This is a genomic window from Streptomyces arenae (genome assembly GCF_022343545.1).
GTDB classification, from domain to species: domain Bacteria; phylum Actinomycetota; class Actinomycetes; order Streptomycetales; family Streptomycetaceae; genus Streptomyces; species Streptomyces humi.
In genome coordinates, this window is sequence record NZ_JAKQYH010000018.1 from 37,649 (window position 1) to 60,768 (window position 23,120).

The following is a 23,120-nucleotide window of genomic DNA, read 5'->3' on the forward strand; positions in this document are numbered from 1 at the left end:
CATCGCCCCGCCACCCGGCCCGCACCGCCCGCGGCACCCGCGCTCCCGAAGCCGGCGCCCCCACACCCCTCCACCCGTGCGCCCGGTCCCTGACAATGGCCCTGTGCTGGAGATGACACGCGAATCGTTCGAGGAACTCGTCAGCCAGGCCCTGGACCGGATCCCCCCGGAGCTGACCCGGGTGATGGACAACGTGGCCGTGTTCGTCGAGGACGAGCCCCCCGCCGACGACCCCGACCTGCTGGGCCTGTACGAGGGAACCCCGCTCACCGACCGCGGCGAGTGGTACGCCGGTGTGCTCCCGGACCGTGTCTCCATCTACATGGGCCCGACGCTGCGCCACTGCGAGACCCCCGAGGACGTGGTGCACGAGGTCTCCGTGACCGTGATCCACGAGATCGCCCACCACTTCGGCATCAACGACGACCGCCTCCACGAACTCGGCTGGGGCTGATCCGCACCCCGCGGGCAGGCAGGGAGCGAACCGTCGCATATCAGCTCCCGAGCCGGGGCATACGGCCCCAATGGCCCGCGCCCGAACCCGAGCCCAAGCCCGTCCGCCCGTCCTGGAACTCGACCCGCACGCACACGAACCGCCCGCCTGGAGCCGCGTCCTCGGCCTGACGGCCGTCGTCCTCCTCGGCGCGTGGCTGGGCCTCCTGATCGTCGGGAACGTCCGCGCCCAGGTCGGCCCGATGGACACCACGATGACCCTGCGCCCGTCCCTCAGCGGGGGCACGAAGATCAACGTCTCCCCGCTGGGCGCCCTCTACCTGGACACCCACAACGGACCGGTCCGTCTCGACGTCAACGTCGACCAGCTGGACCCGGTCCGCTCCCAGGCCCTCGTCGACCACCCCGAGCGTCTCGCCGGCCTCCAGGACGAGGTCGCCCACGACGTCGAGCACGGCACCCTCGACCTCGCCGAACGCTCCTGCGTGGCGGTCGTCGCCGGCGCCACCGCCCTCGGCCTGGCGGTCTACCGCCGGCCCCGCCGCGCCCTGGCCGCCGGCGGCCTCGCCCTCGGTCTGCTCGCCACGTCCGGCGCGACCGCGTACGCCACCTGGAACCCCGACTCGGTCCTGGAACCGAGGTTCTCCGGCCTGCTCTCCTCCGCCCCGGCCGTGGTCGGCAACGCGCGCAGCATCGTCACCGACTTCGACACCTACCAGAAGGAGCTGGCCCGCCTGGTGACGAACGTGACCAAGCTGTACGACGTCACGTCCACGCTCCCCGCCTACTCCCCGGACCCGGCCACCCTGCGTGTCCTGCACGTCTCAGACATCCATCTCAACCCGGCGAGCTGGAAGATCATCGCCTCGCTGGTGCGGCAGTACAAGGTGAACGTGATCGTCGACTCCGGCGACACCATGGACCACGGCACGGCCGCCGAGAACGGTTTCCTGGACCCGGTCGAGGACCTCGGCGTGCCCTATGTCTGGGTGCGCGGGAACCACGACTCCGCGGTCACCCAGCGGTACCTGGCCCGGATGAAGAACGTGCACGTCCTGGACGACGGCCGGGCCGAGACGGTCGCCGGGCTGCGGTTCGCCGGTATCGGCGATCCCCAGTTCACCCCCGACCGCTCCACGGTGCCGGGCGGGGACGCGGCCGAGGAGCAGGCCGGCGACCGCCTCGCCACCGCCCTGCGGGAGCAGCGGGCGGCCGGCACCCCGGTGGACGTGGCGATCGCGCACGAGCCGACGGCGGCCCGGATGACGGACGGCGAGGTTCCCCTGGTCCTGGCGGGCCACCTGCACCACGAGCAGACGGAGCTGCTGCCGCACGGCACCCGGCTGCGCGTGGAGGGCTCCACCGGCGGCAGCGGGCTGCGCGCGGTCGAGCGCAAGTACCCGGATCCCGTGGAGGCCTCGATCCTCTACCTCGACCGGGGCACCCACCGCCTCCAGGCCTGGGACGAGATCAAACTGGGCGGCCTGGGCCAGACGACGGCCGAGGTCAGCCGCCACCTCCCCACCACCTGACCGATCAGCGGCCCCACCGGGAGCCGACCGGCTTCCACCCCGTCCTCCGTCCCGCCCTCCACCCCGTCGTTCTCGTCGCCGTTCTCGTCGTCGTTCTCGTCGCCGTAAACCGTTTTGGCGATCCTCCCCGCCATCCCATATGCTTCTCACGTCCCCGACGCGCTGAGAAGCGCCCAGGCGGGCCGATAGCCCTCATCGTCTAGCGGCCTAGGACGCCGCCCTTTCAAGGCGGTAGCACGGGTTCGAATCCCGTTGGGGGCACGCAAGATCGTGTGCGACACTGTTGCACACACAAGCTTGGTCCTGTGGAGCAGTTTGGAGTGCTCGCCACCCTGTCAAGGTGGAGGCCGCGGGTTCAAATCCCGTCAGGACCGCTGAGGTTTCACGTGAAACCTCGTGGCTGGGTAGCTCAGTTGGTACGAGCGATCGCCTGAAAAGCGATAGGTCGCCGGTTCGACCCCGGCCCCAGCCACAACAGACAGCCCCTCCGGAATTCCGGAGGGGCTGTTCTCATGTGCTGCGACCCCGCCGCCACTCCCGGCGGATCAGTTCGAGCTTGTCGTAGAAGTCGGGGTCTTCGAGGATGACCCCGGACGTGTAGGGGATGGGCAGCAGGAAGGACGTGCCGTCAGTCCTGGTGACGCCGATCTGCGTGATCGTGCCCCGGCGCCCCCGCCCCGGGAGGTCATGGACGCTCTCGACGTCCGACCAGGCCACCCGCCGCCTCCCCGTCATCCCACGCGTGCGCAGACCCTCGGCGTCGATGCGCGTGACCCCCGTCGACATCCCGGCCAGCACCACGAACAGCACGGTCGGCGCCAGCCCCAGCACCAGCCACAGGGGTACGGCCGTACCGATCCGGTGGTCGGCCAGGTCCCGGCCGGCGTCCACCGTGACAGCCCCCGCCCATGCCGCCATCAGCAGCGCCCATCCCCACATGACCAGGCGTTGTCTGCCCGTGTACCGAAAGACCGTCTCACTCATACGCGCAGCCTGACAGCGCTCCGCCGGACGACCCCGTTTTGAGCAGGACTGGAGCGGATCATGGCGTTCCTTTGCGGTCCGGCGGCGACTACGACGTCTTCCCGGCCGGCTGACCACCCGGCCGCTTGGCCACCGGACCGCGTGACGCTACCTTCGGCGTCGTCGCAACGGATCAGAGGGACCAGACGGACCAGGGGCGGGGACGATGAGCGGGGACCAGGACAGAGTCAGCCAGGACGTCGAGCTGGAGAAGAGCCGTGCGCGCTACGGGCTGCTCGCCGTCGTCATCAGCAACCTCGCGATCGCCGGGATCGCGCTGTTCGGCGTCTGGCGGCTCGACGGCGACACATCGGTCGTCATCGGCGTGCTCACCGCCGCGTTCACCGCGGTGAGCAGCATGACCACGGCCTACCTGGGGATCAAGGCCGTATCGAACACGGCGAAGTCGATCGCGTCCTCGGCGGTGGCCGCGGCAGCCGCCCCCACCCCGCCCGCGCCCGCCACGCCCACCACCTCCGCCACGCCCACCACGCCTGCCACCCCCACCACGGCCGCCACCCCGACCACGGCCGCCACCCCCGCTCCCACCACCGCCGAAACGGCCGCCCCGCCCGCGTAGCGCGGTCAGTGACCCGCCCCGCACCTGCACCCCGGCGGAGCCCAGCTGAGCCCAGCCGAACCCAACCGAACCCGGCTGAACCGCCGGAGGCAAAAGCGTTCGCCACGGATTTCCCCGAGGTGAGATCCTGGACCGCGTATGTCTACGCATCCCGCTTCCGCCCTCGGCACTCTCGCCCCCCGCCTGACCGAGCTTTCGCTGCGCGACGCGCACCGGCTCGGGCGCAGGCTGGAAGGTGCGCGCAAGATCCGTAAGCCGGAGGCCCGCGCCGCCGTCCTCGCCGAGATCGAGGCAGAGGTGGCCAGGGCCGAGGAACGGATGGCCGGCCGCCGCGCCGTCGTGCCCGCCGTGTCGTATCCCGAGCAGCTGCCGGTCAGCCAGAAGAAGGACGAGATCGCCGCCGCGATCCGCGACCACCAGGTCGTGATCGTGGCCGGTGAGACCGGTTCCGGCAAGACCACGCAGATCCCGAAGATCTGTCTGGAGCTGGGGCGGGGGGTGCGCGGCATGATCGGGCACACCCAGCCCCGCCGGATCGCGGCCCGTACGGTCGCCGAGCGCGTCGCCGAGGAACTGCGCACGCCCCTCGGGGAGTCCGTCGGCTGGAAGGTCCGCTTCACCGACCAGGTGAACCCGGACGCCACCTTCATCAAGCTGATGACGGACGGCATCCTGCTCGCCGAGATCCAGACCGACCGCGAGCTGCGCGCCTACGACACGATCATCATCGACGAGGCCCACGAGCGGTCCCTGAACATCGACTTCCTGCTCGGCTACCTGGCCCAGCTGCTGCCGAAGCGCCCGGACCTGAAGGTGGTCATCACCTCCGCCACCATCGACCCCGAGCGCTTCTCCCGGCACTTCGGCGACGCCCCGATCGTCGAGGTCAGCGGCCGGACGTATCCCGTGGAGGTGCGCTACCGGCCGCTCCTCGAAGAGGACTCCGAGGACGCCGACCGGGACCAGATCACCGCCATCTGCGACGCCGTGGAGGAACTCCAGGGCGAGGGAAAGGGCGACATCCTCGTCTTCCTCTCCGGAGAGCGGGAGATCCGGGACACCGCCGACGCCCTCGAAAAGAAGAAGTACCGGTTCACCGAGGTCCTCCCCCTGTACGCCCGGCTCTCGCACGCCGAGCAGCACCGGGTCTTCCAGCCGCACACCGGCCGCAGGATCGTGCTGGCGACCAACGTCGCCGAGACCTCCCTCACCGTCCCCGGCATCAAGTACGTCATCGACCCCGGCTTCGCCCGGATCAGCCGCTACAGCCACCGCACCAAGGTCCAGCGGCTGCCCATCGAGCCGATCAGCCAGGCCAGCGCCAACCAGCGCAAGGGCCGCTGCGGCCGTACCTCCGACGGCATCTGCATCCGGCTGTACGACGAGGAGGACTTCCTCGGCCGGCCGGAGTTCACGGACGCCGAGATCCTGCGTACGAACCTCGCCTCCGTCATCCTCCAGATGACCGCGGCCGGCCTCGGCGACATCGAGAAGTTCCCCTTCATCGACCCGCCGGACCACCGCAACATCCGCGACGGCGTGCAGCTGCTCCAGGAGCTGGGCGCGCTGAACCCCGACGAGAAGGACGTCCGCAAGCGGCTCACCGACAGCGGCCGCAAGCTGGCCCAGCTGCCGGTCGACCCGCGGCTCGCGCGCATGGTGCTGGAGGCCGACAAGAACGGCTGTGTCCGCGAGGTCATGGTCATCGCCGCCGCGCTCTCCATCCAGGACCCGCGGGAACGCCCGGCCGACAAGCAGACCCAGGCCGACCAGCAGCACGCCCGCTTCCGGGACGAGACCAGCGACTTCCTCGCCTTCCTCAACCTGTGGCGGTACGTCAGGGAGCAGCAGAAGGAGCGCGGCTCCAGCTCCTTCCGGCGGATGTGCAAGCAGGAGTACCTGAACTTCCTGCGCATCCGCGAATGGCAGGACATCTACACGCAGCTGCGCACGGTCGCCAAGCAGATGGGCATCCACCTCAACGAGGAGGACGCCCCCGGCGACCGCGTGCACGTCTCCCTCCTCGCCGGCCTCCTCTCCCACATCGGGATGAAGGACGTGAAGGACGGCGCGAAGAACGAGTACCTGGGCGCACGCAACGCCAAGTTCGCGATCTTCCCCGGCTCGGCGCTGTTCAAGAAGACGCCCCGGTTCGTGATGTCGGCCGAGCTGGTGGAGACCAGCAGACTCTGGGCCCGGGTCAACGCGAAGATCGAGCCGGAGTGGGTGGAACCCCTCGCCGGGCACCTCCTCAAGCGGACGTACAGCGAACCGCACTGGGAGAAGGACCAGGCGGCCGTGATGGCCTTCGAGAAGGTCACGCTGTACGGCGTGCCGATCGTCGCCGACCGCAAGGTGAACTACGGCCGCATCGACCCCGAGGTCAGCCGCGAGCTTTTCATCCGCAACGCCCTGGTGGAGGGTGACTGGCGTACCCACCACAAGTTCTTCGCCGACAACCGCAGGCTGCTGAGCGAGGTCGAGGAGCTCGAACACCGCGCCCGGCGCCGGGACATCGTCGTCGACGACGACACGCTCTTCGACTTCTACGACCAACGGGTACCCGAACACGTCGTCTCCGGCGCGCACTTCGACTCCTGGTGGAAGCACAAGCGGCACGAGCAGCCGGAGTACCTGGACTTCGAGCGGGAGATGCTGATCCGGGAGTCGGCGGAGGCGGTCACCAAGGCCGACTACCCGGACTCCTGGCGGCAGGGGCAGCTCAAGTTCCGGGTGACCTACCAGTTCGAGCCGGGCGCGGACGCGGACGGCGTGACCGTCCACATCCCGCTCCAGGTGCTCAACCAGGTCACGGACGAGGGCTTCGACTGGCAGATCCCGGGCCTGCGCGAGGACGTGGTCACGGAGCTGATCCGGAGCCTGCCGAAGCCGATCCGCCGCAACTACGTGCCGGCGCCGAACTTCGCCAAGCGCTTCCTGGACGCGGCGGTGCCGCTCCAGGAGCCCCTGACCACCACGATGGCCCGCGAGCTGAAGCGGATGGTCGGCGTCCCCTTCGAGGCCGAGGACTTCGACTGGGCGAAGGTCCCGGACCATCTGAAGATCACGTTCCGGATCGTCGACGAGCGGCGCCGGAAGCTGGCCGAGGACAAGGACCTGGAGGCGCTGAAGCTCCGGCTGAAGCCGAAGGCGCGGCAGGCCCTCTCCCAGGCGGCCGCCGCCACCGCGTCCCGGGAGGGCGGCGAGTCCCTGGAACGCAAGGGCCTCACCGACTGGACGATCGGCACGCTCACCCGCGTCTTCGAGACCCGCAGGGCCGGACAGCCGGTGAAGGCCTACCCGGCCCTCGTGGACGACGGCGACACCGTCTCCGTACGCCTCTTCGACACCGAGGAGGAACAGGCCGAGGCGATGTGGAAGGGCACCCGGCGGCTGATCCTGCGCAACATCCCGGTGAACCCGGCGAAGTTCGCCTCGGAGAAGCTGACGAACGCCCAGAAGCTCGCCCTGTCAGCGAACCCGCACGGCACGGTCCAGGCCCTGTTCGACGACTGCGCCATGGCCGCGGCCGACAAGCTGATCGCCGACTTCGGCGGGCCGGCGTGGGACGAGGAGTCGTACCGGAAGCTGTACGACAAGGTGCGCGCCGAGATCGTCGACACGACGGTCCGGACGGTCACGCAGGTGCAGCAGGTGCTCGCCGCCTGGCAGGCCTGTGAACGCCGTCTGAAGGCGGTACGGAGCCCCGCGCTGCTGGCCAACCTGACGGACGTCCGCAAGCAGCTGGACGCCCTCGTGAAGCCCGGCTTCGTGACCTGGGCCGGTATACGTCGGCTGCCCGACCTGATGCGCTATCTGGTCGCGGCGGACCGCCGCCTCCAGCAGATGCCGGCCAACGTCCAGCGGGACACCACCCGGATGGAGAAGGTCCACGAGATGCAGGACGAGTACGCCTGGCTCCTGGAGCAGCTCCCCCGGGGCCGGCCGGTGCCGCAACAGGTCCTGGACATCCGCTGGATGCTGGAGGAGCTCCGGGTCAGCTACTTCGCGCACGCGCTGGGCACGGCGTACCCGGTCTCCGACAAGCGGATCGTGAAGGCGATCGACACGGCGGCTCCGTAACAGACCGGGCACGCTGAGTGAGTTCGACCAGCACCCTCACCCTCCTGTACAGTCCTTCTCGCAGCACAGCGCAGACAAAGTGCCGCGAAACCTGGTCCTGTGGAGCAGTTTGGAGTGCTCGCCACCCTGTCAAGGTGGAGGCCGCGGGTTCAAATCCCGTCAGGACCGCAAGAAGAGGCCCGCATCCCCCAAGGGAAGCGGGCCTCAAACGTATGACCAGCGCCGACCCCGCCCGCCGCCCCACCCCACCAGCGGCCGCGCCCGCGGCGCAGCCGCAATCAGACTCAGCAAATCCCGTCAGGACCGCAAGAAGAGGCCCGCATCCCCCAAGGGAAGCGGGCCTCAGACGTATGCCCAGCGGCAGCGCCGCAACGAGCGGCCGGCGCCTCGCGGAGGAAGCGGGCCTCAGGCGTGTGACCCGTGGGGTTCCCGCAGGGGAAGCGGGCGTCTCATGCTGGTGAGCTGCGAGGTCGGCGCGAGGGCCGCGGGTCACACGCGCGTGACCTGATCCTGGTGGGGGCGCCGGCGGGAGCGCGGGGCTTCGGGAGCGGGGGCTTTCGCGTGGGCCATTGACGGCGTCACATCCGGTCGGTACCCAGAAGAGAGGGCTCGCTTTCCCCGGCCCCCTCTGGAGGTGGCGTATGGCGGCTTCGGTGCGGCATGAGACGCGGGCCCTGCTGAGGGCTCATCTGGCGGCCGCCTCGTCGTACCGGCATCTGACCCGCCACTGTCCCGTCTGCCACCAGTTGCTGCGGCTGGCCATGGACTCCGCTCCGCACACCCCCGAAGCCCTCGAAGCCTTCGAGGAGGCCGTGGAGGGCGAGGAGCCCGTCGGGGCGTGAGAGAGGCCCCGGGCCCAACGGCCGTTCCCCCGTGGGGTGGTGGCGTCCGCGACTCCATTAGCGCACCCGGGGCGGTACAAACAACCCGTGCGGTATGTGACGGGAGTCACCGCATGAGTTCCGGAAAGGGCGGTACTTACCCCCCTCCTACAACTAGTCAATTTAATATGTGCAATTGCACCACCCTGTCGACTCCGCCCCGGCACCCTCTGGGCGTACGCACAGCGGATCCGACAGCCCTCCCCAGAGTGCGACAAGGCTGCTCACAGAGGCGCCGGTCAGGGTGGTCGAAGACGCCACAAGACGCCACCGGCGCACAAAAAAGATCGCGCTGGACCCGGCGGAGTCCAGCGCGATCTACGACGCACCCTGTGTCGCTTGCCTGTGAAGTTCTCGTCGGCCTGGGCGTGGGTCCTGTTGGGGCAGGTCCCGCGTCGCTTGGAGCTAGGGTTTCGGGCGCCTCGGCCAGTTGGGGGACCGGTCGGTTTGCCCGCTATTCAGTTGGTCAGGCCTCGCTGCGCTGCTGCGGGATACCCGCGAGCAGAGCGCGGACCTCAGCCTCGCGGTAACGGCGGTGTCCGCCGAGCGTGCGAATCGACGTGAGCTTGCCGGCCTTCGCCCACCGCGTGACCGTCTTGGGGTCGACACGGAACATGGTGGCGACCTCAGCCGGGGTCRGCAGCGGCTCGGCATCAGGGGTGCGAGCGGTCATGAGCGGCCTCCTCGGGAGAACCGAACCTTCTCGGTTCTTTCCTCTAAATTCTGCACCTTGACCCGCGTTGCCCGAAATGGCGGACGCGAGTCGAGTCGGTTATAGGACGAACGGCTTGTCCTCGGCACTACAACTACACCATCTGTCCAGCCGCGTCGGCCAAACCGATGGAATTGCCCTCCCAGGTAGTCATCAGCCGCGGAAGCCGATGGACCATGCCATAGCGGACAGTCACGCCACTGTGACGATCAGTCACAGGACGATCAGGAGTCACCAGACCCCCCAAAGCACGTAATGCTGAGAATCCGCCCACAGTGCACCACACTTGGACGGAAGGAGCCTTCCCCGGACTCCTTGTCCTATTTTGGCACGAGGAGTGGCAAGAGGCGCAAGGGCCGCGTAAGTGCTATCCGTCACCCTTGGAATAAAAGCCCGGATCGGGCCCAACGTCCCGTGAGTTCACTGAAGTGCCGTCAAGGTACGTTGTTTCACAGCATCCGGGCCGTGACGTACGTCACTCACCGCCCAGCCGTCACCCAGCTGTCATCCGGCCGCAAGCACCGTCGGACGGCCCGCCATCCAGTACGGATCACCGGGCATCGCTGCTCAGACCGGCACTCAGTTCGCCGACCGGCGGTCCCGCACCGCCCGCCACCGCTCCACCAGCCGCCCGTACGCCTCGCCGGCCGCGGCCCCGTCGCCCAGGCGCAGCGCCTCGACGCCCGCCGCCACGTCGGCCGCCGAATGATCGCCCTCCAGGTCACCGGCCGGCAGGGCGTGCACGAGTCCGCCGTAGTCCAGTTCGACCAGCGAGCGCGGGTGGAACTCCTCCAGCCAGCGGCCGACGTCCACCAGCCCGTCGATCAGCGGCCCTTCCTCCACGGTGTCCTTGAGCGTGCGCAGCGCCCGGGCCACCCGCCGCCGGGCCTGCACCATCGGCGTGCGGTAGCGCAGCATCGGCGGGATCTCCCCGGTGCCCTTCTCGTACCGCCGCTCCTCGTCGGAGACCAGCACGAACCAGTTCAGCGGCACCTGCCAGGTCGCCGTGCGGATCCAGGGCCGCGAGTCCGGGTTGCCGGCCAGCCAGCGCTCGTAGTCCATCGTGGCCTGGCGCCGCACCACCGGGGGCAGCATCGCGTCCAGGACCGGCTTGGACAGCTCCTCGGGCAGCTCCTGGAGGGCCTGCCAGCCGCGCAGCCGGGTCCGCCAGGGGCAGACGCACACGACACCGTCCACCTCCAGCACGAAGGCGTCGGCGCTCTCCTGGACCGGTACCGGGACCGGCGGGGTGGGGAGCAGGTCGGCCAGCGAGCGGCGCAGCTCGTCCTGATAGGAGGGCCGGCCCGAGCGGCGGGCGTAGCGCGCCCAGTGGTCGCGCTCCGACTCCGGGAAGGCGGCCAGCGGCTCGTACACACGCAGGTACGTCGCGTAGGGCACGACCACCGAGGACACCTTGGGCACGCCTGCTCCCTCCCCATCGGACCGGGCTCGAAACCAGCGGGACCCGCGGCGGAGCCGACCGGCGCCGACCGGGAAACCACAGCAAATCGTCCCATGCTCATGCGTGCGCTCGCGGCACGGCAGAGTGATCCTGAACACTGCGCGGATGGCGGGCGGGCAATAGCTCTACGCTCGTGCCAGGCCCCCGCCACCCTTACGGGAGCCCCAGCTTCCACTCGCCGCGACCCAACCGGGAGTCACCACAGTGACCGACGTTTCCACCGGCGTCCTGCACACCCTGTTCCACTCGGACCAGGGCGGTCACGAGCAGGTCGTGCTCTGCCAGGACCGCAGAAGCGGCCTGAAGGCCGTCATCGCCATCCACTCCACCGCACTGGGCCCCGCCCTCGGCGGCACCCGCTTCTACCCCTACGCGAACGAGGAGGAGGCCGTCGCCGACGCCCTCAACCTCGCGCGCGGGATGTCGTACAAGAACGCCATGGCCGGGCTCGACCACGGTGGCGGCAAGGCCGTGATCATCGGGGATCCGGACCGGGACAAGACCGAGGAGCTGCTGCTCGCCTACGGGCGTTTCGTGGCCTCGCTCGGCGGCCGGTACGTCACCGCCTGCGACGTCGGCACCTACGTCGCCGACATGGACGTGGTGGCCCGCGAGTGCCGCTGGACCACCGGCCGCTCCCCGGAGAACGGCGGCGCCGGCGACTCCTCCGTCCTCACCGCCTACGGCGTCTACCAGGGCATGCGCGCCAGCGCCCAGCACCTGTGGGGCGACCCGTCGCTGCGCGGCCGTACCGTCGGCATCGCGGGCGTCGGCAAGGTGGGTCACCACCTGGTGGAGCACCTTCTGGAGGAGGGCGCCCGGGTGGTCGTCACCGACGTCCGCCGGGAGGCCGTCGGCCGGATCTCCGACCGGCACCCGCAGGTGCGGGTCGCGGCCGACACGGATGCCCTGATCCGCGTCGAAGGCCTCGACATCTACGCCCCCTGTGCGCTCGGCGGGGCCCTGAGCGACGAGTCCGTGCCGGTGCTGACCGCCCAGGTGGTGTGCGGCGCGGCCAACAACCAGCTCGCCCACCCGGGCGTCGAGAAGGACCTCGCCGACCGCGGGATCCTCTACGCGCCGGACTACGTGGTGAACGCCGGCGGGGTCATCCAGGTCGCCGACGAACTCCACGGGTTCGACTTCGACCGGTGCAAGGCCAAGGCGGCGAAGATCTTCGACACCACGCTGGCCATCTTCGCACGTGCGAAGGAAGACGGGATCCCGCCGGCCGCCGCGGCCGACCGGATCGCCGAACAGCGGATGCACGAAGCGAAAACGGCGGACGGCCGCTGATCGAACACCGGGTTTCCGGACGCGTTTTCGGTACCCGTCGGCGGACGGTTGGAGAGAACTCTCACGTTCGTCGGCGGGTCGCCCGCCAGGAAGTGGTTAAAATCGTCGTTGACCAGCGGGGACGGGGCGCCCCGCGGGTCACGGAGTCAGGCGCGTGGTGCGGGCGACGTACCGTATGGGCGCGGGCTCAGGTACCGTGGAAGCCCTACGGACCGGTCTCTCCGAGGAGAGCCCGTTCCGGATCATGAACGCGTGTCAGACTCTGGGGCCGTCGAGCCCCGTCACCGAGGGGGTCGAGCCATGGGGCGCGGCCGGGCCAAGGCCAAGCAGACGAAGGTCGCCCGCCAGCTGAAGTACAACAGCGGTGGGACTGACCTGTCACGTCTGGCCAGCGAGCTGGGCGCATCGACTTCGAGCCAGCCGCCGAACGGCGAGCCGTTCGAGGACGACGACGAGGACGACGACCCGTACGCCCAGTACGCGGATCTCTACAACGACGACGATGAGGACGAGGACGAGGACGACCAGTCCGGTCCGCACTCCCAGCATCGTCGCGGTGCTTGACTTCAGCGGCTGCTGAGCCGCTTCCACTTACCCGGTCCGGGGTTTCCACGCCGGACCGGGTTTTGTGCTGCCCCGCGGGACTCGGCCCCGGACCCCGCTCCCCGGAGCGGACGCCGCCTTTCGGACCCCGCTCCCCGGCACCCGCTCCTCGGACACCGGGGGGCCGGGCTTATGCGTAGTCCCCGACCAGTTCGGCGCCCGTGGTGTGCTCGCCGCGCTCGGTGATCTCGCCGGCGACCCACGCCTCGACCCCGCGGTCGGCCAGCGCGGCCAGCGCCACGTCCACCGACTCCTGCGGGACGATCGCGATCATGCCGACGCCCATGTTGAGCGTCTTCTCCAGTTCCAGCCGCTCGACGTCACCGGTGCGTCCCACCAGGCCGAAGATCGGGCCCGGGGTCCAGGTGGCGCGGTCGACGATCGCGTGCAGGTGGTCCGGGATCACCCGGGCCAGGTTCGCCGCGAGTCCGCCGCCGGTCACATGGCTGAAGGCGTGCACCTCGGCGGTGCGCATGAGGGCCAGGCAGTCCAGCGAGTAGATCCTGGTCGGCTCCAGCAGTTCCTCGCCGAGGGTGCGGCCCAGCTCCTCGATGTGCGCGTCGAGGGCGAGGCCGGCCTGGTTCAGCAGCACGTGCCGGACCAGGGAGTACCCGTTCGAGTGAAGCCCGGAGGACGCCATGGCGATCACCGCGTCACCCGTACGGATACGATCCGCGCCGAGCAGCCGGTCGGCCTCCACCACGCCCGTACCGGCGCCTGCGACGTCGAAGTCGTCCGCGCCGAGCAGGCCCGGGTGCTCTGCGGTCTCGCCACCCACCAGGGCGCAGCCGGCCAGCACACAGCCCTCGGCGATGCCCTTGACGATCGCGGCGACCCGCTCGGGGTGGACCTTGCCGACGCAGATGTAGTCGGTCATGAACAGCGGCTCGGCGCCGCACACCACGATGTCGTCCATGACCATGGCGACCAGGTCGTGGCCGATGGTGTCGTACACGCCCAGCTGCCGGGCGATGTCCACCTTCGTGCCCACGCCGTCGGTCGCGGAGGCGAGCAGCGGACGCTCGTAGTTCTTCAGCGCGGAGGCGTCGAAGAGGCCGGCGAAGCCGCCGAGGCCACCCAGGACCTCGGGGCGCTGCGTCTTCTTCACCCACTCCTTCATCAGCTCTACGGCGCGGTCGCCCGCCTCGATGTCGACTCCGGCAGCCGCGTAGGAAGCACCGGGAACAGAGTTCTCAGACATTGCCTGGGATCTTTCGGGTTGGTTTCTACGAGGCTTACGGGCGACGGATCGCGTCGGCCGCGGCCGTGGCTGCCGGACCGGCCGCCAGCTCGGTCTCCAGGAGCTGCTTGCCGAGCAGCTCGGGGTCCGGGAGCTCCATCGGGTACTCGCCGTCGAAGCAGGCGCGGCACAGGTTCGGCTTGGCGATGGTGGTCGCCTCGATCATGCCGTCGATGGAGATGTACGCCAGGGAGTCGGCGCCGAGCGAGGTGCCGATCTCCTCGATGGTCATGCCGTTGGCGATGAGCTCGGCGCGGGTGGCGAAGTCGATGCCGAAGAAGCACGGCCACTTCACCGGCGGCGAGGAGATCCGGATGTGGACCTCGGCCGCGCCCGCCTCGCGGAGCATCCGCACCAGCGCGCGCTGGGTGTTGCCGCGCACGATCGAGTCGTCGACGACGACCAGCCGCTTGCCGCGGATGACTTCCTTCAGCGGGTTCAGCTTCAGGCGGATGCCGAGCTGCCGGATGGTCTGCGAGGGCTGGATGAAGGTCCGGCCGACGTACGCGTTCTTGACCAGGCCGTTGCCGAAGGGGATGCCGGAGGCCTCCGCGTAGCCGATGGCCGCGGGGGTGCCGGACTCCGGGGTCGCTATCACCATGTCGGCGTCGACCGGGGCTTCCTTGGCGAGCATCCGGCCCATCTCCACGCGGGAGAGGTACACGTTCCGGCCGGCGATGTCGGTGTCGGGGCGGGCCAGGTACACGTACTCGAAGACACAGCCCTTGGGCTTCGCGTCCGCGAACCGGGAGGTGCGCAGGCCGTTCTCGTCGATGGCGACGAACTCGCCCGGCTCGATCTCGCGCACGTAGCTGGCGCCGCAGATGTCGAGCGCGGCGGACTCGGAGGCGACCACCCAGCCGCGCTCGAGACGGCCGAGGACCAACGGGCGGATGCCCTGCGGGTCGCGGGCGGCGTAGAGGGTGTGCTCGTCCATGAAGACGAGGGAGAAGGCACCGCGCACCTTCGGGAGGACCGCGTGGGCGGCCTCCTCGATGGTCAGCGGCTTGCCGTTCTCGTCGACCTGGGCCGCGAGCAGCGCGGTGAGCAGGTCGGTGTCGTTGGTGGCCGCGACCCGGGTGGAGCGGCCGTTGGAGTCCTTGGGGAGTTCGGCGACCATCTCGGCGAGCTGCGCCGTGTTGACCAGGTTGCCGTTGTGGCCGAGCGCGATCGAACCGTGCGCGGTGGCGCGGAACGTCGGCTGGGCGTTCTCCCACACGGAGGCCCCGGTGGTCGAGTAGCGGGCGTGTCCGACCGCGATATGACCCTGGAGGGAACCCAGGGAGGTCTCGTCGAAGACCTGGGAGACGAGGCCCATGTCCTTGAAGACGAGGATCTGGGAGCCGTTGCTGACCGCGATACCCGCGGATTCCTGGCCCCGATGCTGGAGGGCGTACAGCCCGAAGTACGTGAGCTTGGCGACCTCTTCACCGGGAGCCCAGACACCGAAGACGCCGCAAGCGTCCTGGGGGCCCTTCTCACCGGGGAGCAGATCGTGATTGAGGAGACCGTCACCACGTGGCACGACACCGAGTGTAGGCGAGATCGACCACTGGTCCGAATTGGGGATACCCGGCCGTAATGGATCTACGATCGCGGAGGCCGTCGTAGCTTTCTCCATTTTTGCAGGTCAGCGCGGTGGGACGATTCTCCAGGCGCGACCTGTTCGTGCGGACCGGGGTCCGCGCAACCCCCTCACACCGTATCTCTGAGTGAGGTGTCGCACATGATTCGGGCGGCGGAGGTTCACTTCCTGGACAGCTGGACCCGGTCGCCGCCGGCCGTGGTGAGGGTGAGCTTCGACCCCTCGGTCTTCATGGTCAGCGGTCCGGCGGTGAGCGTCCGCGCCAGCGCCCGCTCGAAGGTCATCCGTGCGTCGTCGCAGGCCATCCGGGTGGTGCGGGCGTGGCTGAGCCGGATCCGGCCGTCGGTGACCTGGGCGGTGGCGCTGAACTGGTTGCAGCCGTAGTTGCCGGCGGCCCGGCCGTCCTCGAACCTCACATGGGCGTGCGCCGGGGCGTGCCGGGTGGTGCCGTCGACGGTCACGCTGTCGACGGTCCAGTCGATCCCGGTCACGGGCCGCGGTGTGCTCACGGCAACATCCTGCTCGCCCCCGCACGCCACCGCCAGCGTGGCGAGCAGGGCGACGGCTGTCATGGTCGGGGTCCTGGGCCGCGTGCGCTGCTTGTACCCGTTCATGCCGGTTCGACGGAACGCACAGGGTGATCGGTTCCGTCAGCCCATCAGGGGCAGGTACGGCCCGATGTCCGCCCGCTCCCCGCTCGCGCTGACCTTGGCCTCCGCCACGGCCTCCGCCCACTCCAGCCGCCCGGTGGCCAGCCGGATCCAGGTCAGCGGGTCGGTCTCGACCACGTTCGGCGGGGTGCCCCGGGTGTGCCGGGGCCCCTCGACGCACTGCACCACGGCGTACGGCGGCACGCGGACCTCGGTGGAGCCGCCGGGCGCCTTCACCGCGAGGGCGTCGGCGAGCAGCCGGGTGCAGGCGGCCAGGGCCTGCCGGTCGTAGCGGACGTCGAGCGCGGGGACGGCCGCGTGCAGGTCGTCGGTGTGGACCACCAGTTCGACGGTACGGGTGACCAGGTAGTCGTCCAGGGACATCGCGCCGGCGCTGGTGGCGAGCAGCCGGGTGCCGGGGTGCTCGGCGAGCAGGGCGCGGAAGCTCGCGTCGACGTCGGCGAGGTAGGCGTCGAGGTCGGGGTGGTCGGCGGCGAGCCGCCGGGTGAAGTCGGCGATGGCGGCCGAGTTGGCGGCGGTGCGGAACGGCCAGTCGAGCGGGGTGGCGTCCGCGCGGGACGGCTCGGGCTCGGCCAGGGCCCGGTGGACGGCGGTGACCGCCATGCCGAGGTGGGCGACGAGTTCCCGTACGGTCCACTCGCCGAGCCGGGTGGGGCGGGCGAGCTGCTCGGGGGTGAGCGCGCGCACGGCGTCCCGCACGTTCGAGAGCTGGGCGAGGACCGCCGTACGGGTCTTGGCGGGGTCGTACGTCCGGGCGCGCTTCTTGGCGGGAGGCATGGCGGCGAGCGTATGCGAAAACGGCCCCCGCACCGCCGGAACCGGTACTCAGCCGAGAAGGCCCCGCCCGGAAGCATTCGGGCGGGGCCTTCGTCGTCGTACGGCCGGTTACGCGAGCAGGGCCTCGATCGTGCCCTCGTGTGCCTCGCGCAGTTCGTCCAGCGACAGCTCGAACTCTCCCTGGATCTCGACCGAGTCGCCGTCCACGACACCGATGCGGGCGACCGGCAGACCCCGGGCACCGCACATGTCGTTGAAGCGGACCTCCTCCGAGCGCGGCACCGCGACGACCGCGCGGCCGGCCGACTCGGAGAACAGGAAGGTGAACGCGTCCAGGCCGTCGGGTACGACCAGGCGCGCGCCCTTGCCGCCGAGCAGCGCCGACTCCACGACCGCCTGCACCAGACCGCCGTCGGACAGGTCGTGCGCGGAGTCGATCATGCCGTCGCGGGAGGCGGAGATCAGGATCTCGGCGAGCAGCCGCTCCCGCTCCAGGTCCACCTTCGGGGGCAGGCCGCCCAGGTGGTCGTGGACGACCTGGGACCAGGCCGAGCCGCCGAACTCCTCCCGGGTGTCGCCGAGGAGGTAGAGCAGCTGCCCCTCCTCCTGGAAGGCGACCGGCGTACGGCGGGCGACGTCGTCGATCACGCCGAGGACCGCGACCACCGGGGTCGGGTGGATGGCCGCCTCGCCCGTCTGGTTGTAGAGGGAGACGTTGCCGCCGGTCACCGGGGTGCCCAGCTGCTGGCAGGCGTCGGCGAGACCGCGGATGGCCTCGGCGAACTGCCACATCACCGCCGGGTCCTCGGGCGAGCCGAAGTTCAGGCAGTCGGAGACGGCCAGCGGCTTCGCGCCCGTGGTCGCCACGTTCCGGTAGGCCTCCGAGAGCGCCAGCTGGGCGCCCGCGTACGGGTCCAGCTTGGCGTACCGGCCGTTGCCGTCGGTGGCGATGGCGACGCCGAGACCGGTCTCCTCGTCGATGCGGATCATGCCCGAGTCCTCGGGCTGGGCGAGGACCGTGTTGCCCTGCACGAAGTGGTCGTACTGCGAGGTGATCCACTTCTTGGAGGCCTGGTTCGGGGAGCCGACCAGCTTCAGGACCTGCTGCTTCAGCTCCTCCGCCGTCGCGGGCCGCGGCAGCTTGTTCGCGTCGTCCGCCTGGAGCTCGTCCTGCCAGGACGGGCGGGCGTACGGGCGCTCGTAGACCGGGCCGTCGTGCGCGACCGTGCGCGGGTCGACGTCCACGATCTTCTCGCCGTGCCAGAAGATCTCAAGCCGGTCGCCGTCGGTCACCTCACCGATGACGGTGGCGATGACGTCCCACTTCTCGCAGATCTCCAGGAAGCGGGCGACCTTCGCCGGCTCGACCACCGCGCACATGCGCTCCTGCGACTCGCTCATGAGGATCTCCTCGGGCGAGAGCGTGGAGTCGCGCAGCGGGACGTCGTCCAGGGTGACGGTCATGCCGCCGGAGCCGTTCGACGCCAGCTCGGAGGTGGCGCAGGACAGGCCCGCCGCACCGAGGTCCTGGATGCCGACGACCAGCTTCTCCCGGAACGCCTCCAGGGTGCACTCGATGAGGAGCTTCTCCTGGAAGGGGTCGCCGACCTGGACGGCGGGGCGTTTCGACGGCTTGGCGTCGTCGAAGGTCTCGGAGGCCAGGATGGACGCGCCGCCGATGCCGTCGCCGCCGGTCCGGGCGCCGTACAGGATGACCTGGTTGCCCGCGCCGGAGGCCTTCGCGAGGTGGATGTCCTCGTGCCGCATGACGCCGATGGCACCGGCGTTGACCAGCGGGTTGCCCTGGTAGCAGGCGTCGAAGACGACCTCGCCGCCGATGTTCGGCAGGCCCAGGCAGTTGCCGTAGCCGCCGATGCCGGCGACGACACCGGGCAGGACGCGCTTGGTGTCGGGGTGGTCGGCCGCGCCGAACCGCAGCGGGTCCACGACCGCGACCGGCCGCGCGCCCATCGCGATGATGTCGCGGACGATGCCGCCGACACCGGTCGCGGCGCCCTGGTAGGGCTCGACGTACGACGGGTGGTTGTGCGACTCGACCTTGAAGGTGACCGCGTAGCCCTGGCCGACGTCGACGACGCCCGCGTTCTCGCCGATGCCGACGAGCAGCGCGTCGGACTGCGGGGCCTTCTCGCCGAACTGGCGGAGGTGGACCTTGGAGGACTTGTACGAGCAGTGCTCGGACCACATGACCGAGTACATGGCGAGCTCGGCGCCGGTCGGGCGGCGGCCGAGGATCTCCACCACCCGCTCGTACTCGTCCTTCTTCAGGCCGAGTTCGGCCCAGGGCAGCTCGACGTCGGGGGTCGCGGCCGCGTGCTCGACCGTGTCCAGAGGCGTCCGGCTCATGCGCCCACCAGCTTCTTGAGGATCGAGGTGAAGAACGGGAGACCGTCGGTGCGGCCGGAACCGATCAGCGGCTCGACGGCGTGCTCCGGGTGCGGCATGAGGCCCACGACGTTGCCGGCCTCGTTGGTGATGCCGGCGATGTCGCGCAGCGAGCCGTTCGGGTTGAAGTCCACGTACCGGAACGCGACCCGGCCCTCGGCCTCCAGCTTGTCGAGCGTGTACTCGTCGGCGACGTACCGGCCGTCCATGTTCTTCAGCGGGATGTGGATCTCCTGGCCCGCGGAGTAGTCCGTCGTCCAGGCGCTGGAGGTGTTCTCCACCCGCAGCTTCTGGTCCCGGCAGATGAAGTGGAGGTGGTCGTTGCCGAGCATGCCGCCCGGGAGCAGATGGGCCTCGGTGAGGACCTGGAAGCCGTTGCAGATTCCGAGGACCGGGAGGCCGGCCTTCGCCTGCTCGATGACGGTCTCCATCACCGGCGAGAAGCGGGAGATGGCGCCGGCCCGCAGATAGTCGCCGTAGGAGAAACCGCCCGGAAGGACCACCGCGTCGACCTGGTGGAGGTCCTTGTCCTTGTGCCAGAGGGCGACCGGTTCGGCGCCCGCGAGGCGGATCGCACGCTGTGTGTCCCGGTCGTCGAGACTTCCCGGGAAAGTGACGACGCCAATACGAGCGGTCACTTCGCGGCCTCCGCGACTTCCTCCACCTTGACGGTGAAGTCCTCGATCACGGTGTTGGCGAGGAAGGATTCCGCAAGATCGTGGATGCGGGCGAGCGCGGCCTCGTCGACCGGCCCGTCAACTTCCAGTTCGAATCGCTTTCCCTGCCGTACATCGGAGATGCCTTCGAAACCCAGGCGCGGCAGCGCACGCTGGACCGCCTGGCCCTGGGGGTCGAGGATCTCCGGCTTGAGCATGACGTCGACTACGACGCGTGCCACTGGCACTCCCGGTGTGTGGTGCTGAGCTGGTTCCTTCAGACTACCCGTACCAAATTTCTACGCGGGTAGAGTTGTAGGAAACTACGTGAGCCGCGTCACGATCGGGTGACAGTGGGGGATCCACACGAAAAGTTCTGGGAAAGTTCCCCGGGTTCGCCCGCAACATCTATTGCGCGTGTGACACGCGGCGGATTTAGTCGGGCTTCACTTTGTATTGCCAGGCACTGTACAAATGAATTGGCAATAGCCGATACTCGGCACGTCATCGCCGCATCACCGTTGAGCTGTGATGAGCTGTATAGACGTGCCACACGAAGGGACCGATATTCGTGGCGCAGAAGGTCGTGGTCACTCTCTTTGACGACATCGACGGCTCGGAAGCGGCGGAAACGATCGCCTTCGGACTCGACGGCAAGTCGTACGAGATCGATCTGAATCAAGCCAACGCCAAGAAACTGCGTACCGCCCTGGAGCCGTACGTGGTCGCCGGCCGCAAGCGGTCGAAGTCGGGCAAGGCGTACAAGCAGACGGAGGTCGCCCCCGACCCGGCGGCCGTCCGCGCCTGGGCGCAGGCGAACAAGATGGACGTCCCGGCGCGCGGCCGTATTCCGAAGAAGGTCTACGAGGCGTTCAGCGCCGCCCAGTGACGGGCGGTCGGCTGCCTCCGGGGAGCGTCAGCGACCCCTGGGGGCAGCCGACTTGCGCTACCCCCCTGCTGATCAGCTAATGTCTGGAGCACGCCGAGGGGCGAGGCCGAAAAGCCGAAGCCCACGGAGTACATGCGGGTGTAGTTCAGTAGTAGAACATCCCCCTTCCAGGGGGAAGGCGCAGTGTGCAATTCCTGTCACCCGCTCTGCACCGCCGGTCCTGATCAGCTTGTGGATCAGGTAGGCTGGTGCTCGCACCGATCGGTGGGAGCCGGTCGGGAGCAGTGCGGACGTAGCTCAGTTGGTAGAGCGCAACCTTGCCAAGGTTGAGGTCGCGAGTTCGAGCCTCGTCGTCCGCTCCATGCTCCACAAGAAACCCCAGTCAATGACTGGGGTTTTTTCATGCGCCCCGATCCGGTGGTGGCCCCTGACATTTGTCACGGCGAGCGATGACACCGCGCACTGCTCCTGCGGTGCCGCCGCCGGGACGCTTGAGCCATGGAACACAGCGAACACGAACACGTGATTGAGGTCACAGATCTCCGCCGTGTCTACGGGGGCGGGTTCGAGGCGGTCCGCGGAATCACCCTCTCCGTGGCCCGCGGCGAGATCTACGCACTGCTGGGCACCAACGGCGCCGGAAAGACCTCGACGGTCGAACTCCTCGAAGGCCTCGCACCACCGGACGGCGGCCGGGTACGGGTCCTGGGCCACGACCCCTACCGCGAGCGGACCGCCGTACGGCCGCGCACCGGCGTGATGCTCCAGGAGGGTGGCTTCCCCGCCGAACTGACCGTCGGCGAGACGGTCAGGATGTGGGCCGGCTGTACGACCGGAGCCCGGCCGCCGGCCGAGGCGCTCGGCCTGGTCGGGCTCGGCGCCCGCACGGACGTACGCGTCAAGCAGCTCTCCGGCGGCGAGCGGCGCCGTCTCGACCTGGCGCTGGCCCTGCTCGGCCGGCCCGAGGTGCTGTTCCTGGACGAGCCCACCACCGGACTCGACGCCGAAGGGCGCCGGGACACCTGGGAGTTGGTGCGCGCGCTGCGCGACTCCGGTACGACCGTGCTGCTCACCACCCACTACCTGGAGGAGGCCGAGGACCTGGCCGACCGGCTCGCGATCCTGCACGCGGGGCGGATCGCGGTGACCGGCACCCCGGCCGAGGTGACCGCCGCCCAGCCGGCCCGGATCTCCTTCCGGCTGCCCCCGGGCTACTTCCTGGGCGACCTGCCGCCGCTCGGCCCGCTGGGGGTGAGCGGACACGAGGCGGACGGGGACATGGTGCGCCTGCGGACAAGGGAGTTGCAGCGCACGGCCACCGGCCTGCTGGCCTGGGCCGAGCGGTCACGGGTGGAACTGCACGCCCTCGACATGCGCTCGGCCTCCCTGGAGGAGGCGTTCCTGGGCATCGCGCGGGAGCGGGAGGCAGCGGCATGAGCGGCATCACCGGAGAGGACCGCCGTACGGCCGTCGGGAGACTCCCCGCCCTCGGGAGCGGCCTGTTCACCAGCCGGTCCCGGCGGCGGGTCCGGGCGCTGGCGGGGGCGGAGTTCGCACTGCTCGGCCGTAACCGGAGCGCCGTGGCGACCGCACTGCTCGTGCCGCTCGCACTGCCGTTCAGCGTGCGGCCCGCGATCGACCAGGCCGGTTTCCGGGACGTGAACCTCGGCACCCTGATGCTGACCGCCGCCATCGGCTTCTCCTTCCTCTTCGCCGTGTACACCTCCCTGGTGAGCGCGTACGTGGCCCGCCGGGAGGAACTCGTCCTCAAACGGCTGCGCACCGGGGAGCCGACGGATGTCGAGATCCTGGGCGGCACCGCCCTGCCCGCCGTCTGCCTCGGCCTGGCACAGGCGCTGGTGCTGGCCCTCGGCTGCGCGGTCCTGCTCGACGCGGGTGCGCCCAGGGCCCCCTGGCTCACCGTGCTCGGACTGCTCACCGGACTGCCGCTCAGCGCCGCGCTCGCCGCGCTGACCTCGGTGTTCACCCGTACCACCGAGAGCGCCCAGGTCACCGCGCTGCCCATGGTGGTCGTGTCCATGATCGGCTCGGGCATCGCGCTGCCCACGGACCTCCTGCCCCACCGGGCGGCCGCCGTCTGCGAGTTCCTCCCGCTCTCCCCCGCCGTCCGGCTGGTCCGGGCCGGCTGGACCGGCGAGCTGACCGCGTACGAGGCGTTCGGCACCGTCCTCACCGCCCTGGCCTGGACCGTCGTGGCCGTGTTTGCTGTACGGCGGTGGTTCCGCTGGGAACCTCGGCGCTGACGGAGGA

At 69.8% G+C, this 23,120-nt stretch carries 20 protein-coding genes and 6 tRNA genes; 16 read left to right on the top strand and 10 right to left on the bottom strand.

Features of this window, described 5'->3' with window-relative positions:
- The first annotated feature begins 103 nt into the window (after positions 1-103).
- From MB828_RS09345 to MB828_RS09365, 5 genes are all read left to right on the top strand, one after another.
- On the top strand, positions 104-454 hold the full coding sequence (locus MB828_RS09345) for a metallopeptidase family protein (protein WP_046733699.1): 351 nt from the start codon (positions 104-106) through the stop codon (positions 452-454).
- Positions 455-524: 70 nt separating this feature from the next.
- Positions 525-1,985: a metallophosphoesterase family protein gene (locus MB828_RS09350; RefSeq protein ID WP_430381354.1), complete on the top strand. Its 1,461-nt coding sequence runs from the start codon at positions 525-527 to the stop codon at positions 1,983-1,985.
- A gap of 188 nt (positions 1,986-2,173) precedes the next feature.
- A tRNA-Glu gene (locus MB828_RS09355) sits at positions 2,174-2,246 on the top strand.
- 38 nt (positions 2,247-2,284) lie between these two features.
- Positions 2,285-2,359: transfer RNA gene (locus tag MB828_RS09360), tRNA-Asp, on the top strand.
- 24 nt (positions 2,360-2,383) lie between these two features.
- Positions 2,384-2,457, top strand: a tRNA-Phe gene (locus MB828_RS09365).
- A gap of 38 nt (positions 2,458-2,495) precedes the next feature.
- Here MB828_RS09365 and MB828_RS09370 read toward each other — a convergent pair.
- Positions 2,496-2,969 carry a PH domain-containing protein gene (locus MB828_RS09370; protein WP_301647776.1) on the bottom strand — a complete coding sequence of 158 codons (474 nt, stop codon included), beginning with the start codon at positions 2,967-2,969 and terminating at the stop codon, positions 2,496-2,498.
- Positions 2,970-3,174: 205 nt separating this feature from the next.
- Here MB828_RS09370 and MB828_RS09375 point away from each other — a divergent pair, with 205 nt between their 5' ends.
- The 4 genes from MB828_RS09375 (at position 3,175) to MB828_RS09390 (ending at position 8,513) form a co-directional block, all read left to right on the top strand.
- On the top strand, positions 3,175-3,588 hold the full coding sequence (locus tag MB828_RS09375; protein WP_301647777.1) for a hypothetical protein: 414 nt from the start codon (positions 3,175-3,177) through the stop codon (positions 3,586-3,588).
- Between the two features lie 138 nt (positions 3,589-3,726).
- A complete protein-coding gene (gene hrpA / locus MB828_RS09380; RefSeq protein WP_301647778.1) occupies positions 3,727-7,671 on the top strand; it encodes an ATP-dependent RNA helicase HrpA in 3,945 nt (1,314 codons plus the stop codon).
- Between the two features lie 93 nt (positions 7,672-7,764).
- Positions 7,765-7,839, top strand: a tRNA-Asp gene (locus MB828_RS09385).
- Positions 7,840-8,312: 473 nt separating this feature from the next.
- Positions 8,313-8,513, top strand: a complete 201-nt coding sequence (locus MB828_RS09390) for a DUF6274 family protein (protein ID WP_301647779.1) — start codon at positions 8,313-8,315, stop codon at positions 8,511-8,513.
- Positions 8,514-9,018: 505 nt separating this feature from the next.
- On the opposite strand, the gene bldC is transcribed toward MB828_RS09390, so the two are convergent.
- Positions 9,019-9,225 carry a developmental transcriptional regulator BldC gene (gene bldC / locus MB828_RS09395; RefSeq protein WP_301647780.1) on the bottom strand — a complete coding sequence of 69 codons (207 nt, stop codon included), beginning with the start codon at positions 9,223-9,225 and terminating at the stop codon, positions 9,019-9,021.
- A gap of 618 nt (positions 9,226-9,843) precedes the next feature.
- A complete protein-coding gene (locus MB828_RS09400; protein ID WP_301647781.1) occupies positions 9,844-10,686 on the bottom strand; it encodes a hypothetical protein in 843 nt (280 codons plus the stop codon).
- Positions 10,687-10,930: 244 nt separating this feature from the next.
- Between MB828_RS09400 and MB828_RS09405 the strand changes: the two genes are divergently transcribed.
- A complete protein-coding gene (locus tag MB828_RS09405) occupies positions 10,931-12,022 on the top strand; it encodes a Leu/Phe/Val dehydrogenase (RefSeq protein WP_133023845.1) in 1,092 nt (363 codons plus the stop codon).
- A 300-nt stretch (positions 12,023-12,322) separates the two neighbouring features.
- Positions 12,323-12,586: a DUF3073 domain-containing protein gene (locus MB828_RS09410; RefSeq protein WP_046733692.1), complete on the top strand. Its 264-nt coding sequence runs from the start codon at positions 12,323-12,325 to the stop codon at positions 12,584-12,586.
- Positions 12,587-12,755: 169 nt separating this feature from the next.
- Here the strand turns inward: MB828_RS09410 and purM are convergent, their stop codons facing one another.
- The 7 genes from purM to purS all read right to left on the bottom strand — a co-directional run bounded on the left by purM (position 12,756) and on the right by purS (position 20,202).
- Positions 12,756-13,826, bottom strand: a complete 1,071-nt coding sequence (gene purM / locus MB828_RS09415) for a phosphoribosylformylglycinamidine cyclo-ligase (RefSeq protein ID WP_301647782.1) — start codon at positions 13,824-13,826, stop codon at positions 12,756-12,758.
- Between the two features lie 34 nt (positions 13,827-13,860).
- On the bottom strand, positions 13,861-15,390 hold the full coding sequence (gene purF / locus MB828_RS09420; RefSeq protein ID WP_133023843.1) for an amidophosphoribosyltransferase: 1,530 nt from the start codon (positions 15,388-15,390) through the stop codon (positions 13,861-13,863).
- 221 nt (positions 15,391-15,611) lie between these two features.
- The gene (locus MB828_RS09425) at positions 15,612-16,022 is read right to left on the bottom strand and encodes an META domain-containing protein (RefSeq protein ID WP_301647783.1); all 411 of its coding nucleotides are present in this window, start codon (positions 16,020-16,022) and stop codon (positions 15,612-15,614) included.
- A 78-nt stretch (positions 16,023-16,100) separates the two neighbouring features.
- On the bottom strand, positions 16,101-16,898 hold the full coding sequence (locus tag MB828_RS09430) for a maleylpyruvate isomerase family mycothiol-dependent enzyme (RefSeq protein ID WP_301647784.1): 798 nt from the start codon (positions 16,896-16,898) through the stop codon (positions 16,101-16,103).
- 108 nt (positions 16,899-17,006) lie between these two features.
- Positions 17,007-19,265, bottom strand: a complete 2,259-nt coding sequence (gene purL / locus MB828_RS09435; RefSeq protein ID WP_301647785.1) for a phosphoribosylformylglycinamidine synthase subunit PurL — start codon at positions 19,263-19,265, stop codon at positions 17,007-17,009.
- On the bottom strand, positions 19,262-19,942 hold the full coding sequence (gene purQ / locus MB828_RS09440) for a phosphoribosylformylglycinamidine synthase subunit PurQ (RefSeq protein ID WP_046733686.1): 681 nt from the start codon (positions 19,940-19,942) through the stop codon (positions 19,262-19,264). Before purQ ends, purL begins: the two co-directional genes overlap by 4 nt.
- Positions 19,939-20,202 (bottom strand): phosphoribosylformylglycinamidine synthase subunit PurS, encoded by a 264-nt coding sequence (gene purS / locus MB828_RS09445; RefSeq protein ID WP_015659417.1) that lies wholly within the window; start codon positions 20,200-20,202, stop codon positions 19,939-19,941. Before purS ends, purQ begins: the two co-directional genes overlap by 4 nt.
- 329 nt (positions 20,203-20,531) lie before the next feature.
- Between purS and MB828_RS09450 the strand changes: the two genes are divergently transcribed.
- The 5 genes from MB828_RS09450 to MB828_RS09470 all read left to right on the top strand — a co-directional run bounded on the left by MB828_RS09450 (position 20,532) and on the right by MB828_RS09470 (position 23,113).
- Positions 20,532-20,849: a histone-like nucleoid-structuring protein Lsr2 gene (locus MB828_RS09450; RefSeq protein ID WP_046733685.1), complete on the top strand. Its 318-nt coding sequence runs from the start codon at positions 20,532-20,534 to the stop codon at positions 20,847-20,849.
- A gap of 134 nt (positions 20,850-20,983) precedes the next feature.
- Positions 20,984-21,055, top strand: a tRNA-Gly gene (locus tag MB828_RS09455).
- Between the two features lie 80 nt (positions 21,056-21,135).
- Positions 21,136-21,211: transfer RNA gene (locus tag MB828_RS09460), tRNA-Gly, on the top strand.
- Positions 21,212-21,347: 136 nt separating this feature from the next.
- On the top strand, positions 21,348-22,286 hold the full coding sequence (locus tag MB828_RS09465) for an ABC transporter ATP-binding protein (protein ID WP_301647786.1): 939 nt from the start codon (positions 21,348-21,350) through the stop codon (positions 22,284-22,286).
- A complete protein-coding gene (locus MB828_RS09470; protein WP_301647787.1) occupies positions 22,283-23,113 on the top strand; it encodes an ABC transporter permease in 831 nt (276 codons plus the stop codon). Before MB828_RS09465 ends, MB828_RS09470 begins: the two co-directional genes overlap by 4 nt.
- Positions 23,114-23,120: the final 7 nt, after the last annotated feature.

What these genes read in the sequence shown, in the direction of transcription:
- MB828_RS09430 (WP_301647784.1), bottom strand. Translation starts at nt 16,898, where the DNA reads ATGCCTCCCGCCAAGAAGCGCGCCCGGACGTACGACCCCGCCAAGACC.
- MB828_RS09390 (WP_301647779.1), top strand. Translation starts at nt 8,313, where the DNA reads ATGGCGGCTTCGGTGCGGCATGAGACGCGGGCCCTGCTGAGGGCTCAT.
- MB828_RS09470 (WP_301647787.1), top strand. Translation starts at nt 22,283, where the DNA reads ATGAGCGGCATCACCGGAGAGGACCGCCGTACGGCCGTCGGGAGACTC.
- hrpA (WP_301647778.1), top strand. Translation starts at nt 3,727, where the DNA reads ATGTCTACGCATCCCGCTTCCGCCCTCGGCACTCTCGCCCCCCGCCTG.
- purM (WP_301647782.1), bottom strand. Translation starts at nt 13,826, where the DNA reads ATGTCTGAGAACTCTGTTCCCGGTGCTTCCTACGCGGCTGCCGGAGTC.
- purL (WP_301647785.1), bottom strand. Translation starts at nt 19,265, where the DNA reads ATGAGCCGGACGCCTCTGGACACGGTCGAGCACGCGGCCGCGACCCCC.
- MB828_RS09425 (WP_301647783.1), bottom strand. Translation starts at nt 16,022, where the DNA reads ATGACAGCCGTCGCCCTGCTCGCCACGCTGGCGGTGGCGTGCGGGGGC.
- MB828_RS09350 (WP_430381354.1), top strand. Translation starts at nt 525, where the DNA reads ATGGCCCGCGCCCGAACCCGAGCCCAAGCCCGTCCGCCCGTCCTGGAA.
- MB828_RS09465 (WP_301647786.1), top strand. Translation starts at nt 21,348, where the DNA reads ATGGAACACAGCGAACACGAACACGTGATTGAGGTCACAGATCTCCGC.
- MB828_RS09410 (WP_046733692.1), top strand. Translation starts at nt 12,323, where the DNA reads ATGGGGCGCGGCCGGGCCAAGGCCAAGCAGACGAAGGTCGCCCGCCAG.
- MB828_RS09370 (WP_301647776.1), bottom strand. Translation starts at nt 2,969, where the DNA reads ATGAGTGAGACGGTCTTTCGGTACACGGGCAGACAACGCCTGGTCATG.
- MB828_RS09375 (WP_301647777.1), top strand. Translation starts at nt 3,175, where the DNA reads ATGAGCGGGGACCAGGACAGAGTCAGCCAGGACGTCGAGCTGGAGAAG.